Genomic DNA, 17,885 nt, shown 5'->3' with positions numbered 1-17,885 from the left:
ATAATCGACCACCGTTTCATCTCGGAATTTGTACGCATGGACTTCAAGATCAAAGCCCTGCTCCGCATCACCCTGCTGGCCATGGCCACGGCCACTGCCCAGGCGTATCAAACCGAAATCATCTATAACAACAAGGGCGAGGCGGTCTTCGAAGTCCGCTTCTACAACCCGGGCGACGGATCCTATGACCTTCCTGATCCAGACGACCCTGACGAGGACATGCGCGAATCCACGTTTGCGCTGGGCGATGGAGGTCGTCGTAGAATACGCGCGGCGCTCGAACGCTGGGCGGAAATCCTGACTCTCAAGCCCGGCCAACGGCCGGGCATCGTCAACTTGGGCACGTACGACGACCACATTGCTAGCGCCTATAGCACCAATATCAGCGATAAAGACGATCCGAACGGCATAAGGTTCACTGCTTTACAAGCGGCCTTATTGAACAAACTGGGCGAGAGCGACTTCAGTCAAGCACAGGCTGTGATCAGCGTGGGCGCGCTGCCGTTCGACAGTGCGCCCGTCACGCCCAGCCAACTTCCCCTGACCGGCCAGGTCGACTACAACGCCGTCATATTCCACGAACTGGGCCACGCCCTGGGCATTGCGAACACGACCGAAGACCGGGAAGAAACGGACACGCCATACTTCCGCCCCTACCTGAACCGCTGGGCGGCGGGCCTGCGCGACGACAACGGCAACCCGGCCCGGCCCAACCAGGCCGTACTCTGCGTTCCCTGCAAGAACCCCTACGACCCCGACGCGTTCGACCTGCGCAAGGACCAGGGCTACTTCACGGGCTCGCACGTGCTGGACGCGCTCGACGGCGCCATGCCCGGCATCCCCGTCAGCATCCTGATCAATCATGACGATCCGCAAGCGGGCGTGGATACGGACTACATGAGCCACTCAGAGCTGCGCAACAGCCTGATGAGCCACCAGCCCTATCGCAACTACACGGGCTTCATGGAAGCGGAGATCGCCGCCCTGCAGGACATGGGCCTGCACATCGACCGCAAAAACTTCTTCGGCTATTCGGTCTACGGCAACGACGTCACGCTGACCAATACCCGCGGCTTCTTTGCCCGCAATGCAAGCGGCACCGCCTACCTGCCCGGCCAGTACAACCAGGCCACCCAGGGCCTGGGCCTGCACATCTACGGCGAGCGCAACACCATCACCCAGGCCGCCGACCTGCTCAGCGCCGGCCCCGGCGGGGTGGGCGTGCGCGTGGACGGCAGCGAGAACACGCTCATCATCCCCCAGGCCACCCGCATCCATGCCCAGGGCTGGTACGGCCGCGGCCTGCAGTTCAGCTACGGGCGCCACCACACTATCGTGCAGCAGGGCGAGGTGCGCGCCGACGGACGGGACGGCGTGGGCGCCCTGTTCGACTTCGGCAACAACGCCAAAGGCAACTCGAACGATTACCGCGGCTCCTGGCTGTGGAGAGTCAATGGCGACCGGTACCTGCTCCCTCCCGAGATCCTGCAGGGCGCGCTGGTCAGCAACTATGACCTGTCCGGCCCGCTCTCGGGCCGCAAGGCGGCCATCCAGATTTCGGACAACGCCTGGGTGCGGAACATCAACATCATGCAGGGCGCCAGCATTCAAGGCGACATCCTGTCCCGTTACTCCTCGCGCGATGCAGACGGCGAACTGCGCCTGACTCGCCTGAGCTTCGGCCAGAAGGCCGACGCCCAGGGACGCGCCACCCCGCAGGCCGATCCTGACTTTCGCCTGTACTACGAGAGCAACATCCAGGGCGGCGACAACCTGGCCGTGGTCGTTGCCGGCGGAGCGGCCTCGCTCAACGGCAACCACGTGCTCTACGGCCTGCGCGTGGACCCCGGCGCCACCCTGGGCGGCCACAGCTCTTATGCCATCCATCCCGAGAGCAGCTTCACCAATCATGGCACCCTCAGCCCCGGCAACTCGTTCGGCCAGATGAGTATCAACGGCCGCTTCGTCCAGGGCCCCGAAGGCCGCATTGTGATCGACGCCAATACGCAACAGCACGACCGCATCGAAGTGAACGGCTTGGCGGAATTGGCCGGCGAGCTCAACGTCCAACTGCAACCCGATTGGTACGCGCACGGCTGGTCAATAAGCCAAGATACTGTGTTCCAGGCCACCCAAACCCAAGGCGGCTTCGATCGGTTCAGCGCCACTCTGGCTTCGCCTACGCTGAGCGTACAAGCGGCCCATGGCCTATGGTCCGTCAAGCGCAGTCCCACCGCCTATACCCACTACGCCGCCACCCCCAACGCGGCTGCGGTGGGCCGCAGCCTGGAACAAGCGTCCACCGAAGCCCAACGCCCGCTGGCCTCGGCCTACCAGGCGCTGGACTTCTCCCGCCCTGACGGCAGCGACATCAGCAACGCCCTGGACCAGCTCAGCGCCGGCGCCTACGGCGCACAGTTGGCCGCCAGCCTGCGCCGCGAACAACTGGTCTCCGAACAACTGCGCCAGCGCCCCGGCCTGGGCAAGGACGGCTGGCAATCCTTCATCCAGCCCTTCGGCGGCAACTACCGCTGGCAACTGGGCGGCAATGACGTGGACCACCGCAGCCACACCTATGGCGTGCTGTTCGGCGCCGAGCACCGCGCCGCGGGCAGCGACTGGAGCCTGGGCCTGCACGCCACCGCCAACGAACAGCGCCTGAACATGGACAGCCCCTTCCAGGCCAAGAGCACGCTGACCGGCCTGGGCGCGGGCCTGCACGCCCTGTACCGCGCCGACGCGCGCCAAGGCTGGAGCGGCGTGGCCCAAGTGCGCGCCGGGCTGGAGCAGGGCAAGCTGAGCCGGCGCATCGATTTTGCCGGCTACCAGGCCAGCCCCTCGTCCGACTGGACCGGGCATACCCTGGCCGCGGGCATCCAGGCTGCCTACAACTGGCCGCTGGGCGAGGCGGGCCGCATCGGCCCGGTGCTGGCGCTGGACTACCTGCGCTACAGCCGTCCCGGCTTGAGCGAAGAGGGGGAGGCCGCCAGCCGCCTGCGCCTGGATTCCTCGCACGCCGAGGCCCTGCAGGCCTCCTTGGGCCTGGCCGCGCGCCAGAGCTGGGAACTGAAGCAGGGCCGGCGCCTGCAGGCCGACGTGTCCGCCGCCTGGGAGCAGGCGCTGCTGGGCCGCCGCCAGACCCAGCACGCGCGGTTCGACGCCTCTGCACAGACGGGCTTCGAGGGACGCTACGTCCGGGTCGACCGCCAGGCGCTGGCGCTGCGCGCCGGGCTGACGCTGCACGCTTCCGAGCGCCTGCGCCTGGGCCTGACGGCCGGCACCCGCCTGCTGGGCGAGAGCCGGGCGGACATCAGCGGCAACGTATCGCTGAACTGGGCCTTTTAAATCATCTGGCTTGCAACATAATCGACCACCGCCTCATCTCGGAATTTGTACGCATGGACTTCAAGATCAAAGCCCTGCTCCGCATCACCCTGCTGGCCATGGCCACGGCCACTGCCCAGGCGTATCAAACCGAAATCATCTATAACAACAAGGGCGAGGCGGTCTTCGAAGTCCGCTTCTACAACCCGGGCGACGGATCCTATGACCTTCCTGATCCAGACGACCCTGACGAGGACATGCGCGAATCCACGTTTGCGCTGGGCGATGGAGGTCGTCGTAGAATACGCGCGGCGCTCGAACGCTGGGCGGAAATCCTGACTCTCAAGCCCGGCCAACGGCCGGGCATCGTCAACTTGGGCACGTACGACGACCACATTGCTAGCGCCTATAGCACCAATATCAGCGATAAAGACGATCCGAACGGCATAAGGTTCACTGCTTTACAAGCGGCCTTATTGAACAAACTGGGCGAGAGCGACTTCAGTCAAGCACAGGCTGTGATCAGCGTGGGCGCGCTGCCGTTCGACAGTGCGCCCGTCACGCCCAGCCAACTTCCCCTGACCGGCCAGGTCGACTACAACGCCGTCATATTCCACGAACTGGGCCACGCCCTGGGCATTGCGAACACGACCGAAGACCGGGAAGAAACGGACACGCCATACTTCCGCCCCTACCTGAACCGCTGGGCGGCGGGCCTGCGCGACGACAACGGCAACCCGGCCCGGCCCAACCAGGCCGTACTCTGCGTTCCCTGCAAGAACCCCTACGACCCCGACGCGTTCGACCTGCGCAAGGACCAGGGCTACTTCACGGGCTCGCACGTGCTGGACGCGCTCGACGGCGCCATGCCCGGCATCCCCGTCAGCATCCTGATCAATCATGACGATCCGCAAGCGGGCGTGGATACGGACTACATGAGCCACTCAGAGCTGCGCAACAGCCTGATGAGCCACCAGCCCTATCGCAACTACACGGGCTTCATGGAAGCGGAGATCGCCGCCCTGCAGGACATGGGCCTGCACATCGACCGCAAAAACTTCTTCGGCTATTCGGTCTACGGCAACGACGTCACGCTGACCAATACCCGCGGCTTCTTTGCCCGCAATGCAAGCGGCACCGCCTACCTGCCCGGCCAGTACAACCAGGCCACCCAGGGCCTGGGCCTGCACATCTACGGCGAGCGCAACACCATCACCCAGGCCGCCGACCTGCTCAGCGCCGGCCCCGGCGGGGTGGGCGTGCGCGTGGACGGCAGCGAGAACACGCTCATCATCCCCCAGGCCACCCGCATCCATGCCCAGGGCTGGTACGGCCGCGGCCTGCAGTTCAGCTACGGGCGCCACCACACTATCGTGCAGCAGGGCGAGGTGCGCGCCGACGGACGAGACGGCGTAGGCGCCCTGTTCGACTTCGGACACAATTCCTCGGGCGACGAAGCCGACTACCGCGGCTCCTGGCTGTGGAGAGTCAAGGGCGACCAGTACCTGCCCCCTCCCGAGATCCTGCAAGGCGCGCTGGTCAGCCATTACGATCTGTCCGGCCCGCTCTCGGGTAAAAAAGCAGCCATCCAGATCGCTGACAACGCCTGGGTGCGGAACATCAACATCATGCAGGGCGCCAGCATTCAAGGCGACATCCTGTCCCGTTACTCCTCGCGCGATGCAGACGGCGAACTGCGCCTGACTCGCCTGAGCTTCGGCCAGAAGGCCGACGCCCAGGGACGCGCCACCCCGCAGGCCGATCCTGACTTTCGCCTGTACTACGAGGGCAACATCCAGGGCGGCGACAACCTGGCCGTGGCCATCGCCGGCGGGGCGACCTCGCTCAATGGCCAGCACGAACTGTACGGCCTGCGCGTGGACCCCGGCGCCACCCTGGGCGGCCACAGCTCTTATGCCATCCATCCCGAGAGCAGCTTCACCAATCATGGCACCCTCAGCCCCGGCAACTCGTTCGGCCAGATGAGTATCAACGGCCGCTTCGTCCAGGGCCCCGAAGGCCGCATTGTGATCGACGCCAATACGCAACAGCACGACCGCATCGAAGTGAACGGCTTGGCGGAATTGGCCGGCGAGCTCAACGTCCAACTGCAACCCGATTGGTACGCGCACGGCTGGTCAATAAGCCAAGATACTGTGTTCCAGGCCACCCAAACCCAAGGCGGCTTCGATCGGTTCAGCGCCAGCCTGGCTTCGCCCACGCTGGCCGTGCAGACCGGCGCCGACGGCGTCTGGCGCGTCAAGCGCAGTCCCACCGCCTATACCCACTACGCCGCCACCCCCAACGCGGCTGCGGTGGGCCGCAGCCTGGAACAAGCGTCCACCGAAGCCCAACGCCCGCTGGCCTCGGCCTACCAGGCGCTGGACTTCTCCCGCCCTGACGGCAGCGACATCAGCCATGGCCTGGACCAACTGAGCGCCGGCGCCTACGGCGCGCAACTGGCCGCCAGCCTGCGCCGCGAACAACTGGTCTCCGAACAACTGCGCCAGCGCCCCGGCCTGGGCAAGGACGGCTGGCAAACCTTCATCCAGCCCTTCGGCGGCAACTACCGCTGGCAACTGGGCGGCAATGACGTGGACCACCGCAGCCACACCTACGGCGTGCTGTTCGGCGCCGAGCACCGCGCCGCGGGCAGCGACTGGAGTCTGGGCCTGCACGCCACCGCCAACGAACAGCGCCTGAACATGGACAGCCCCTTCCAGGCCAAGAGCACGCTGACCGGCCTGGGCGCGGGCCTGCACGCCCTGTACCGCGCCGACGCCCGCCAGGGCTGGAGCGGGGTGGCCCAGGTGCGCGCCGGGCTGGAGCAGGGCAAGCTGAGCCGGCGCATTGATTTCGCCGGCTACCAGGCCAGCCCCTCGGCCGACTGGACCGGCCACACCCTGGCCGCGGGCATCCAGGCTGCCTACAACTGGCCGCTGGGCGAGACCGGCCGTATCGGCCCGGTGCTGGCGCTGGACTACCTGCGCTACAGCCGTCCCGGCTTGAGCGAAGAGGGGGAGGCCGCCAGCCGCCTGCGCCTGGATTCCTCGCACGCCGAGGCCCTGCAGGCCTCCTTGGGCCTGGCCGCGCGCCAGAGCTGGGAACTGAAGCAGGGCCGGCGCCTGCAGGCCGACGTGTCCGCCGCCTGGGAGCAGGCGCTGCTGGGCCGCCGCCAGACCCAGCACGCGCGGTTCGACGCTTCTGCACAGACGGGCTTCGAGGGGCGCTACGTCCGGGTCGACCGCCAGGCGCTGGCACTGCGCGCCGGGCTGACGCTGCACGCTTCCGAGCGCCTGCGCCTGGGCCTGACGGCCGGCACCCGTCTGCTGGGCGAGAGCCGGGCGGACATCAGCGGCAACGTATCGCTGAACTGGGCGTTCTGAGACTCCAGAATCATGCGCGCTCAAGATCAAAAAAAGCATTTTCCGCTTCTCGCTTGCAACAATTTTACTAACTGCCTCACTCCGGAACCCGCTCCCATGGACTTCAAGATCAAAGCCCTGCTCGGCGTCACCCTGCTGGCTATGGCCACGGCCACAGCCCAGGCGTATCAAACCGAAATCATCTACAACAAGAAGGGCGAGGCGGCTTTCGAGCTTCGCATCTATAACCCGGGCGACGGCATCTATGACATCTACGACCCGGACGACCCCACAGGCAGTGAATCGACCTTCAAGATTGATGAAAACGGCCGTCAAAAAGTACGCGCAGCGCTCGAACGCTGGGCGGAAATCCTGACTCTGAAGCCCGGCTACCGGCCAGCCATCATCAACCTGGGCAGCATGGACGACTACAATGCCGGCGCCTACAGTAACAATATTGAAGACAAGGGCGATCCGCACGGCATAGGACTCACTGCTTTGCAAGCGGCCTTATTGAACAAACTGGGCGAGAGCGACTTCAGTCAAGCACAGGCTGTGATCAGCGTGGGCACGCTGCCGTTCGACAGCGCGCCCGTCACGCCCAGCCAACTCCCCCTGACCGGCCAGGTCGACTACAACGCCGTCATATTCCACGAACTGGGCCATGCCCTGGGCATTGCGAATACGGTCGAAGACCGGGAGGGATCGAACACGCCGTACTTCGACTCCGACCTGAACCGCTGGGCGGCGGGCCTGCGCGACGACAACGGCAACCCGGCCCGGCCCGACCAGGCCGTGCTCTGCATCCCTTGCAACAACCCCTACGACCCCGACGCGTTCGACCTGCGCAAGGACCAGGGCTACTTCACGGGCTCGCACGTGCTGGACGCGCTCGATGGCGCCATGCCCGGCATCCCCGTCAGCATTCTGGACAATCATGACGATCCGCAAGCGGGCGTGGATACGGACTACATGAGCCACTCAGAGCTGCGCAACAGCCTGATGAGCCACCAGCCCTATCGCAACTATACGGGCTTCATGGAAGCGGAGATCGCCGCCCTGCAGGACATGGGCCTGCACATCGACCGCAAAAACTTCTTCGGCTATTCGGTCTACGGCAACGACGTCACGCTGACCAATACCCGCGGCTTCTTTGCCCGCAATGCAAACGGCACCGCTTACTTGCCCGGCCAGTACAACCAGGCCACCCAGGGCCTGGGCCTGCACATCTATGGCGAGCGCAACACCATCACTCAGGCCGCCGACCTGCTCAGCGCCGGCCCCGGCGGGGTGGGCGTGCGCGTGGACGGCAGCGAAAACACATTGATCATCCCCCAGGCCACCCGCATCCATGCCCAGGGCTGGTACGGCCGCGGCCTGCAGTTCAGCTACGGGCGCCACCACACCATCGTACAGCAGGGCGAGGTGCGCGCCGACGGACAGGACGGCGTGGGCGCCTTGTTCGACTTCGGCAATAACATGATGGGCAATGACGGCCTTTGGGGCGACTACCGCGGCTCCTGGCTGTGGAAAGTACAGGGCGAGTCCCTTCCACCACCCGAAATCCTGCAAGGCGCGCTGGTCAACAACTATGACCTGTCCGGTCCGCTCTCGGGCCGCAGGGCGGCCATCCAGATCTCAGACAACGCCTGGGTACAGAACATCAACATCATGCAGGGCGCCGCCATCCAGGGCGACATCCTGTCCAATTTCTCAATGCGCCGGGACAACGAGCAACTCGTGACCCGGGTCAGCTTCGGCCAGAAGGCTGACGCCCAGGGGCGCGCCACCCTGCAAGCCGACCCCAACTTCCGCCTGCACTACGAGGGCAACATCCAGGGCGGCGACAACCTGGCCGTGGCCATCGCCGGCGGAGCGGCCTCGCTCAATGGCAACCACGTGCTCTACAGCCTGCGCGTGGACCCCGGCGCCACGCTGAGCGGCAACAGTTCCTACACCATCAATCCCGAGGATAGCTTCATCAACAACGGCACGCTCAGTCCGGGCAACTCGTTCGGCCAGATGAGCATCAACGGCCGCTTCATCCAGGGTCCACAAGGCCGCATCCTGATCGAGGCCGACACCCGCCAGCACGACCGCATCGAGGTGAACGGCTTGGCCGAGCTGGCCGGCGAGCTGAAGATACAACTGCAGCCCGACTGGTACGCGGATGGCTGGACGTTGAATCAAGACAAGGTGTTCAGCGCCACCCAGACGCAAGGCGGTTTTGATCAGTTCAGCGCCAACGTCGCTTCGCCCACGCTGGCCGTGCAGACCGGCGCCGACGGCGTCTGGCGCGTCAAGCGCAGTCCCACCGCTTACACACAGTACGCCGCCACCACCAATGCGGCCGCCGTCGGCCGCAGCCTGGAACAGGCCTCTACTGATGCTCAGCGCCCGCTGGCTTCCGCCTACCAGGCGCTGGACTTCTCCCGCCCTGACGGCAGCGACATCAGCCATGGCCTGGACCAACTGAGCGCCGGCGCCTACGGCGCACAGTTGGCCGCCAGCCTGCGCCGCGAACAACTGGTCTCCGAACAACTGCGCCAGCGCCCCGGCCTGGGCAAGGACGGCTGGCAGACCTTCATCCAGCCCTTCGGCGGCAACTACCGCTGGCAGCTAGGCAGCAATGATGTGGATCACCGCAGCCACACCTATGGCGTGCTGTTCGGCGCCGAGCATCGCGCATCGGGCAGCGACTGGAGCTTGGGTCTGCACGCCACGGCCAACGAGCAGCGCCTGAACATGGACGCCCCTTTCCAGGCCAAGAGCACGCTGACCGGCCTGGGCGCAGGCGTGCATGCCCTGTACCGCGCCGACGCGCGCCAAGGCTGGAGCGGCGTGGCCCAAGTGCGCGCCGGGCTGGAGCAGGGCAAGCTGAACCGGCGCATCGACTTCGCCGGCTACCAGGCCAGCCCCTCGGCCGACTGGACCGGCCACACCCTGGCCGCGGGCATCCAGGCTGCCTACAACTGGCCGCTGGGCGAGACCGGCCGTATCGGCCCGGTACTGGCGCTGGACTACCTGCGCTACAGCCGTCCCGGCTTGAGCGAAGAGGGGGAGGCCGCCAGCCGCCTGCGCCTGGATTCCTCGCACGCCGAGGCCCTGCAGGCCTCCTTGGGCCTGGCCGCGCGCCAGAGCTGGGAACTGAAGCAGGGCCGGCGCCTGCAGGCCGACGTGTCCGCCGCCTGGGAGCAGGCGCTGCTGGGCCGCCGCCAGACCCAGCACGCGCGGTTCGACGCCTCTGCACAGACGGGCTTCGAGGGACGCTACGTCCGGGTCGACCGCCAGGCGCTGGCGCTGCGCGCCGGGCTGACGCTGCACGCTTCCGAGCGCCTGCGCCTGGGCCTGACGGCCGGCACCCGCCTGCTGGGCGAGAGCCGGGCGGACATCAGCGGCAACGTATCGCTGAACTGGTTTTTTTAAGATGATTCCAAACGACTTACTTCATCAACAAACTGGCTACCTGCATGCGTGCATCGCCATCAAGCTGGGCGTCATCCATGACTTTGAGCAGCATGGCGTTAGCCTTGGTCAAGGCGCCGTTCAGGCTGTTCAGTTCGGCCTGCACACGTTCCAGGGCCTGGGCTCGCTCTTGCTCACTTAACCGCTGATCAGCTTGTATGCGACGTAATTCAATTATTTTTTTCTGGATTTGCTCATTCAAGTCGCGGATGCGCTTGAGCAGGTCCTTGATCCCATCGGGCAGCGAACTGTTGTCGATGTCCTCGTTGCGCGGGCTCTTGGCGGCCCCGCCGCCCGCCAGGGACAAGGCCTTGCCCACAGGCGAGATATCCACGTGCAGATCCGTTCGGCTGCGGTGTGCGCCGTCCATCCGTTCCGCAACCACGACGGCCGGCGTCACGTCCTGCAGGGGTTCGGCTCCCGTTTGTGCCAGCGAGCCGCGATTCAATGAACTATTCAAACCATCCAGAAACATGGTTGCTTCCAATCCTAGTACCAAAGCTTGATTACGACTTCTAGCCCAATTTTCTTTAATTAAGCTCAAAAAAGCCACAGGTTGTGTCGTTTCCTCAAAATCAGAGAAACAACTAGCACAGAACGACTCTTTTCATTATTTTTTCGTGTCCTGTGCATAAACGCTTTTTTGCCCACAATTCCTCTGTCCACTGCCATAAGGCGATGCCCGTCCCCATGCAGCCCACGATCAAAGCCCTGTTCAGCGTCACCCTGCTTGCCCTGGCCTCCGCCAGCGCCCACGCCTATCAAACCGAAATCATCTATAACAAGAAGGGCGAGGCGGCCTTTGAGCTTCGCACCTACAACCCGGGCGACGGCATCTATGACATCCACGACCCGGCTTACCCCGACGGACGTGAATCCACATTTTCACTGGACGACAACGGTCGCCGCAAAATCCGCGCAGCGCTCGAACGCTGGGCGGAGATCCTGACCCTGCAGCCCGGATACCGCCCAGCCATCATCAACCTGGGCACCATGGATCAGGTCAACGCTGATGCCTACAGCCCCCCGGGCAGAGACATGGATGATCCAAGCGGTATATCGATCACGGCTCTGCAAGCAGCCTTGTTGAACAAGTTGGGCGAAGACGATTTCAGCCAGGCGCAAGCCGTGATCGGCGTGGGCACGCTGCCATTCGACAGTGCGCCCGTCACGCCCAGCCAACTCCCCCTGACCGGCCAGGTCGACTACAACGCCGTCATATTCCACGAACTGGGCCACGCCCTGGGCATTGGGTCTATGATCAAGGACAAGGACGGACCAGGCACCAGCACTCCTTATTTCAGCCCCGACCTGAACCGCTGGGACGCAGGTTTGCGCGACGACAACGGCAACCCAGCCAGACCCAACCAGGCCGTACTCTGCGTTCCCTGCAAGAACCCCTATGACCCCGACGCGTTCGACCTGCGCAAGGACCAGGGCTACTTCACGGGCTCGCACGTGCAGGACGCACTGGACGGCGCCATGCCCGGCATCCCCGTCAGCATGCTGCGCAATCATGACGATCCGCAAGCCGGCGTGGATGCGAACTATCTAAGCCACATCGAGCTGCGCAACAGCCTGATGAGCCACCAGCCCTATCGCAACTACACGGGCTTCATGGAAGCGGAGATCGCCGCCCTGCAGGACATGGGCCTGCACATCGACCGCAAAAACTTCTTCGGCTATTCGGTCTACGGCAACGACGTCACGCTGACCAATACCCGCGGCTTCTTTGCCCGCAATGCAAGCGGCACCGCCTACCTGCCCGGCCAGTACAACCAGGCCACCCAGGGCCTGGGCCTGCACATCTACGGCGAGCGCAACACCATCACCCAGGCCGCCGACCTGCTCAGCGCCGGCCCCGGCGGGGTGGGCGTGCGCGTGGACGGCAGCGAGAACACGCTCATCATCCCCCAGGCCACCCGCATCCATGCCCAGGGCTGGTACGGCCGCGGCCTGCAGTTCAGCTACGGGCGCCACCACACTATCGTGCAGCAGGGCGAGGTGCGCGCCGACGGACGAGACGGCGTAGGCGCCCTGTTCGACTTCGGACACAATTCCTCGGGCGACGAAGCCGACTACCGCGGCTCCTGGCTGTGGAGAGTCAAGGGCGACCAGTACCTGCCCCCTCCCGAGATCCTGCAAGGCGCGCTGGTCAGCCATTACGATCTGTCCGGCCCGCTCTCGGGTAAAAAAGCAGCCATCCAGATCGCTGACAACGCCTGGGTGCGGAACATCAACATCATGCAGGGCGCCAGCATTCAAGGCGACATCCTGTCCCGTTACTCCTCGCGCGATGCAGACGGCGAACTGCGCCTGACTCGCCTGAGCTTCGGCCAGAAGGCCGACGCCCAGGGACGCGCCACCCCGCAGGCCGATCCTGACTTTCGCCTGTACTACGAGAGCAACATCCAGGGCGGCGACAACCTGGCCGTGGTCGTTGCCGGCGGAGCGGCCTCGCTCAACGGCAACCACGTGCTCTACGGCCTGCGCGTGGACCCCGGCGCCACCCTGGGCGGCCACAGCTCTTATGCCATCCATCCCGAGAGCAGCTTCACCAATCATGGCACCCTCAGCCCCGGCAACTCGTTCGGCCAGATGAGTATCAACGGCCGCTTCGTCCAGGGCCCCGAAGGCCGCATTGTGATCGACGCCAATACGCAACAGCACGACCGCATCGAAGTGAACGGCTTGGCGGAATTGGCCGGCGAGCTCAACGTCCAACTGCAACCCGATTGGTACGCGCACGGCTGGTCAATAAGCCAAGATACTGTGTTCCAGGCCACCCAAACCCAAGGCGGCTTCGATCGGTTCAGCGCCAGCCTGGCTTCGCCCACGCTGGCCGTGCAGTCCGGCGCTAATGGCGTCTGGTCCGTCAAACGCAGTCCCACCGCTTATACCCAGTACGCCGCCTCCGCCAATGCCGCTGCCGTAGGACGCAGCCTGGAGCAGGCCCCGGTCGATGCCCAACGCCCGCTGGCTTCCGCCTACCAGGCGCTGGACTTCTCCCGCCCTGACGGCAGCGACATCAGCAACGCCCTGGACCAGCTCAGCGCCGGCGCCTACGGCGCGCAACTGGCCGCCAGCCTGCGCCGCGAACAATTGGTCTCCGAACAACTGCGCCAGCGCGCCGGCCTGGGCAAGGACGGCTGGCAAACCTTCATCCAGCCCTTCGGCGGCAACTACCGCTGGCAACTGGGCGGCAATGACGTGGACCACCGCAGCCACACCTACGGCGTGCTGTTCGGCGCCGAGCACCGCGCATCGGGCAGCGACTGGAGCCTGGGCGTGCATGCCACGGCCAGCGAACAGCGCCTGAACATGGACAGCCCCTTCCAGGCCAAGAGCACGCTGACCGGCCTGGGCGCGGGCCTGCACGCCCTGTACCGCGCCGACGCGCGCCAGGGCTGGAGCGGGGTGGCCCAGGTGCGCGCCGGGCTGGAGCAGGGCAAGCTGAGCCGGCGCATCGATTTTGCCGGCTACCAGGCCAGCCCCTCGGCCGACTGGACCGGCCACACCCTGGCCGCGGGCATCCAGGCTGCCTACAACTGGCCGCTGGGCGAGACCGGCCGTATCGGCCCGGTGCTGGCGCTGGACTACCTGCGCTACAGCCGTCCCGGCTTGAGCGAAGAGGGGGAGGCCGCCAGCCGCCTGCGCCTGGATTCCTCGCACGCCGAGGCCCTGCAGGCCTCCTTGGGCCTGGCCGCGCGCCAGAGCTGGGAACTGAAGCAGGGCCGGCGCCTGCAGGCCGACGTGTCCGCCGCCTGGGAGCAGGCGCTGCTGGGCCGCCGCCAGACCCAGCACGCGCGGTTCGACGCCTCTGCACAGACGGGCTTCGAGGGGCGCTACGTCCGGGTCGACCGCCAGGCGCTGGCGCTGCGCGCCGGGTTGACGCTGCACGCTTCCGAGCGCCTGCGCCTGGGCCTGACGGCCGGCACCCGCCTGCTGGGCGAGAGCCGGGCGGACATCAGCGGCAACGTATCGCTGAACTGGGCGTTCTAGGGCCCCGAAAGCAAGAGGCCGACGTTCAGTCGGCCTCGGGCGGCGATGCAGGGGCGGGCTGGACCCGCCTCATGCCCGCCCACCGGTCCACTTCGACATGCTGACCGGGTATCAACACCCTGACCTGACGGCGCCACCAGGTGCCGCCCGCCACTTCGACCGAACCTTCCTCCACCCGAACACGCGCAAGCTTGTCATCCAGGTCCATGCGGAAATTCGCATCATGCGTGTGGGCCTCTGCAAAACCAGCATGTACATCAAAACCTTGCTGCGCCTGGTCGGACACTTGAAAAAAAGCGCCCCCGCGTATCAATTCCACATTTCGTGAATGGGCAGACAGACGAATCCGGATTTCCGAATCCGGGTCAAGGCGAATGAGCGAGCCGTCGGACAGGCGATGCTCCAGCACATGCGTGGTCGACTGTACATGATCGTCCTGCAGGACGGCTTCAGGCCAGAACCACGCGCTCACCGCCACGGCGGCAGCCGCGATCGCACCAGCGAGCAGGCGGCGGCGCCGGCCTGACAGGCTCGTCGCGGCGCCCAAGCTGGGCAGGAGACGCCGCAATTCGTGTTCGGGGGCATCCAGGCTGGCATCGCAGAAATAGCAGATGTAGCGATAGCAGCGTTCATGCTCGGGATTGGAGCGGCGCCAATCCTCGAACTCGCGCAGCTCGGCCGCCGTGGCCTCGCCGGAATTCAGGCGAGTGAACCAGTAGGCAGCCTGCGCCTGCGTCTGATCCAGAAACTCCCCTTGATGTGTGCTCATGGCAGCGGCTAGCCCCGTTCTGTTACGCCCAGTTGTCGGATGAACTTGATGCAGTGCACAAAATGGCTGCATCCGCCATTGTAATTAAATAATACAGAACGCATGGTCGCTAATTCAATATGGTTAATTCTTTTGCGCCATAAATTACGAGAAACACGGCCGCTTGAAACAGCTACATTAACTCAAATCCAGAATATCCAGAACAAATATTGACTTAATTTTTTACACAGAATTTAAAACAAGTTGCCATTAAACAGTGCAATTCCTACACAAAAAAATCAAACTCCCGGCTCTGCGGCTCCGGCGAGCAAGCGGCCCGTCAATAAATCATGCTTGCGCAGGGCTGCCGGCTCGTCCTGCGCCTCGGCAGCGCGCATCTGCACGACCATGGGCCAATCAGGAAAAAGGCGGTAGTTCGGCGTGGATGCCTGCGTGCCGGGCGGATAGCTTATGCCTCCCAGCTCCACAGGCTGCATCAATTGCGCATGCGCCAGATATAAGACACGCTTGTGTTCATCCACGGCGAAATACGCCCATTCGAGCGCCATTCCCCACAAAGAGAGACGCAGGCCGTCTCCTTCCACACGCACGGACCAGCGGTCCGCGTCGCGCGCCCCATCGGTATAAGCCGTCCCGCCCGGCACGGCCACCACTTGTGCGCCCGCCGGCAGGTCAATGGCCAGGGGCGGCGCCTGCGCCACGTTGGTGCCCGTCGCCAGGGGGCTCCAACCCTTCAGGCCATTACCCTGCGCCAAAGTGCAGCTGGCCATGCGAAAGCCGCCCTCCAGCTCCGGATCGGCCACCAGCTCCACCACCTGCCCGGCATCGCACAGCCAGCCGTCCAGGTGTTGGTCCTGCACCAGGCGCACCTGCCAGGGCGCATCCGCCAGGTCCGGCCGCGGACGCTCGAACGACACGACGGACGCTTGACCCAGCCGTACAGGCTGCGGAAACCGGGCCCAGGCAACGCTGTCCGGATCGCCCCAGCTCGCCAGCTCCAGGCGGGTGCCCGCCGGCATCCGCACGCCTGCCAGGCGGGCATCGTGCGTCAGCGTATGCCGCCGGCTGGCGATCTCGGCCGCCCTGTCCCGCTCGTACCCGTGCATCGCCCACTGGAAAGCCGCGTAGCGGCCTCCCAACATCAACAAGGCCAGCAGGCCGGCCAGCCGTAGCCAGGGCTTCTGTCTGAAGCGCTCGCGCCGACGCGGCTGGAATGCCAGCAACAACAGCCAGACCGCCAGCCAGATCAAGGCGATGGGACCCAGCACCAGAGTCAGCAGGACAGACAGGGAAAGAGGAGCGACGGGAATCATGGCGAGAACATGGGACAGAAAAAACAGCGCTTCAGAGTAGCAGGCAAGGCAGGCGAGCCGACAGGGTCGCGCCCATCGTCCGGACGAGACGCCGCAACGGCCTCAGCTCCCGGGCAAAGCCTGCCTATAATGGCATCTGCTGAACAATCGGGATATGTCCTCCTGTGGCAAGCCTGCCGACAACCGCCACCGCTGATCGAGCCACCTTTGAATTTCTACCAATTGCATTGGCGCATCGCAGCCGGCACCGCCCTGGCCTTCCTGATCTTCACCGGGCTGAACCACCTGTTCTTTCATACATTCGAGCACGTGCGCGGCATAGACTGGATCTACCTGCCCGCCGGCATACGCCTGCTGTGCACCTTGCTGTTCGGGTTCACAGGCTCGGTGGGCCTGTTCCTGGGGTCATGCCTGGCCGCCTTCCTCTATTATTTCCCCGACGAGCCGACGCGCGCCCTGATCGGCAGCGCCATCTCCGCGTTCGCCCCCTACCTGGCCTATGTGCTGGCCCAGACAACGATGCGCCTGCGTCCCACGCTGAGCAACCTGACCGCCCGCAAGCTGCTGGCCTGCGCGCTGCTGTACGCCGGCTGCAATGCGCTGCTGCACCTGCTATGGTTCATCGCGACCGAGGACCCGGGCCCCCACCCCTGGCATTCCAGCGCGATCATGTTCATGGGGGACCTGTCGGGATCGCTGTTCGTGGTCTACCTGTTCAAGCACATCCTGTCGGCCATGCGCCGCTACCGTCGCCTGCGCCGGCGGGTATACCGTCACCAGCATCCTCCGCTGGGCTGATCACACCATGATGTGGCCTTCCAGGTAGAACACGGCCTGGCCGCGCAGGGCTACGCGGTCCCCCTGCAGATGGCAGTCCAGCACGCCTCCGCGCGGCGAGGCCTGGCAGGCCAGCAAGCGGGCCTTGCCCAGGCGCGGCGCCCAATAGGGCATCAGGGCGCAATGCGCCGAGCCGGTGACCGGATCTTCGTCGATGCCATGGCCCGGCGCGAAGAAACGGCTGACGATATCAAAACGGCCGCTGCCGCGCGCCGTCACGATGCAGGCGTCCCGGCCGATCTGCAGCAGGGCGCGCATGTCGGGCTGCAGTTCGCGTACCTGCCGCTCGGACTCCAGCACGGCCATGCACGCGAAGTCGTTGGCCCACAGCTCCAGCGGCTGCGCGCCCAGCGCCTGCGCCAGGGCCGGATCGTCGGGCTGGCGTTGCGCGGGACGGGCGGGAAAGTCCAGGATGTAATCCGCGCCTTCGCGCCGCACGGTCAACGCGCCGCTCAAGGTGTGGAACACGACTTGATGCTCCTGGGGCCGCAGCCGCTCCAGCACCACCGCGGCACTGGCCAGCGTGGCGTGGCCGCACAGGGGAACCTCCACCGAGGGCGTGAACCAGCGCAACTGGTAATCCGCGCCATGGGGCACCAGGAAGGCCGTCTCCGCCAGATTGTTCTCCTGGGCAATCGCCTGCAGGACCGCATCGTCCGGATAAGCCTGCATAGGCACGACCGCCGCCGGATTGCCGGCGAAAAGAGTATCGGTAAAGGCATCGACTTGATAGATCGGCAAACGCATCTCGGCTCCTGGACGCAAGGGGATTTCAAGCGATCAGTATAAAAAGAAAACCGCCCCCGAAGG

9 protein-coding genes are annotated in these 17,885 nt (G+C 65.2%); 5 read left to right on the top strand and 4 right to left on the bottom strand.

Translation table 11 applies throughout. The features are described 5' to 3' along the window. The first annotated feature begins 36 nt into the window (after nt 1-36). The 3 genes from ACF3ND_RS18165 (at nt 37) to ACF3ND_RS18155 (ending at nt 10,115) form a co-directional block, all read left to right on the top strand. Nucleotides 37-3,345: an autotransporter domain-containing protein gene (locus ACF3ND_RS18165; RefSeq protein WP_394062999.1), complete on the top strand. Its 3,309-nt coding sequence runs from the start codon at nt 37-39 to the stop codon at nt 3,343-3,345. A 53-nt stretch (nt 3,346-3,398) separates the two neighbouring features. After that, nucleotides 3,399-6,710 (top strand): autotransporter domain-containing protein, encoded by a 3,312-nt coding sequence (locus ACF3ND_RS18160; protein ID WP_394062997.1) that lies wholly within the window; start codon nt 3,399-3,401, stop codon nt 6,708-6,710. Between the two features lie 96 nt (nt 6,711-6,806). Beyond that, entirely contained in the window at nt 6,807-10,115 is a 3,309-nt protein-coding gene (locus ACF3ND_RS18155; protein ID WP_394062995.1) for an autotransporter domain-containing protein, read from the top strand. Nucleotides 10,116-10,131: 16 nt separating this feature from the next. Here the strand turns inward: ACF3ND_RS18155 and ACF3ND_RS18150 are convergent, their stop codons facing one another. After that, on the bottom strand, nt 10,132-10,707 hold the full coding sequence (locus ACF3ND_RS18150; RefSeq protein ID WP_394062993.1) for a hypothetical protein: 576 nt from the start codon (nt 10,705-10,707) through the stop codon (nt 10,132-10,134). Nucleotides 10,708-10,844: 137 nt separating this feature from the next. Here ACF3ND_RS18150 and ACF3ND_RS18145 point away from each other — a divergent pair, with 137 nt between their 5' ends. Beyond that, nucleotides 10,845-14,156: an autotransporter domain-containing protein gene (locus ACF3ND_RS18145; RefSeq protein ID WP_394062991.1), complete on the top strand. Its 3,312-nt coding sequence runs from the start codon at nt 10,845-10,847 to the stop codon at nt 14,154-14,156. Nucleotides 14,157-14,181: 25 nt separating this feature from the next. On the opposite strand, the gene ACF3ND_RS18140 is transcribed toward ACF3ND_RS18145, so the two are convergent. Together ACF3ND_RS18140 and ACF3ND_RS18135 are read right to left on the bottom strand one after the other, a co-directional pair. Then, nucleotides 14,182-14,925 carry a DUF4880 domain-containing protein gene (locus ACF3ND_RS18140; RefSeq protein WP_394062989.1) on the bottom strand — a complete coding sequence of 248 codons (744 nt, stop codon included), beginning with the start codon at nt 14,923-14,925 and terminating at the stop codon, nt 14,182-14,184. A gap of 278 nt (nt 14,926-15,203) precedes the next feature. Next, nucleotides 15,204-16,238: a hypothetical protein gene (locus ACF3ND_RS18135; RefSeq protein WP_394062987.1), complete on the bottom strand. Its 1,035-nt coding sequence runs from the start codon at nt 16,236-16,238 to the stop codon at nt 15,204-15,206. Between the two features lie 207 nt (nt 16,239-16,445). On the opposite strand from ACF3ND_RS18135, the gene ACF3ND_RS18130 reads away from it, so the two are divergent. Further along, nucleotides 16,446-17,036, top strand: coding sequence for a hypothetical protein (locus ACF3ND_RS18130; RefSeq protein ID WP_394062985.1), 591 nt, complete (start codon nt 16,446-16,448; stop codon nt 17,034-17,036). On the opposite strand, the gene ACF3ND_RS18125 is transcribed toward ACF3ND_RS18130, so the two are convergent. Then, nucleotides 17,037-17,822, bottom strand: a complete 786-nt coding sequence (locus ACF3ND_RS18125; RefSeq protein WP_394062983.1) for a PhzF family phenazine biosynthesis protein — start codon at nt 17,820-17,822, stop codon at nt 17,037-17,039. It lies immediately after the preceding gene. Nucleotides 17,823-17,885: the final 63 nt, after the last annotated feature.

The organism is Alcaligenes sp. WGS1538 (genome assembly GCF_043187505.1).
In the GTDB taxonomy this organism is placed as follows: domain Bacteria; phylum Pseudomonadota; class Gammaproteobacteria; order Burkholderiales; family Burkholderiaceae_B; genus Alcaligenes.
This window is presented reverse-complemented; position numbering and strand designations above follow the sequence as displayed.

What these genes read in the sequence shown, in the direction of transcription:
- ACF3ND_RS18140 (WP_394062989.1), bottom strand. Translation starts at nt 14,925, where the DNA reads ATGAGCACACATCAAGGGGAGTTTCTGGATCAGACGCAGGCGCAGGCT.
- ACF3ND_RS18155 (WP_394062995.1), top strand. Translation starts at nt 6,807, where the DNA reads ATGGACTTCAAGATCAAAGCCCTGCTCGGCGTCACCCTGCTGGCTATG.
- ACF3ND_RS18145 (WP_394062991.1), top strand. Translation starts at nt 10,845, where the DNA reads ATGCAGCCCACGATCAAAGCCCTGTTCAGCGTCACCCTGCTTGCCCTG.
- ACF3ND_RS18135 (WP_394062987.1), bottom strand. Translation starts at nt 16,238, where the DNA reads ATGATTCCCGTCGCTCCTCTTTCCCTGTCTGTCCTGCTGACTCTGGTG.
- ACF3ND_RS18125 (WP_394062983.1), bottom strand. Translation starts at nt 17,822, where the DNA reads ATGCGTTTGCCGATCTATCAAGTCGATGCCTTTACCGATACTCTTTTC.
- ACF3ND_RS18165 (WP_394062999.1), top strand. Translation starts at nt 37, where the DNA reads ATGGACTTCAAGATCAAAGCCCTGCTCCGCATCACCCTGCTGGCCATG.
- ACF3ND_RS18160 (WP_394062997.1), top strand. Translation starts at nt 3,399, where the DNA reads ATGGACTTCAAGATCAAAGCCCTGCTCCGCATCACCCTGCTGGCCATG.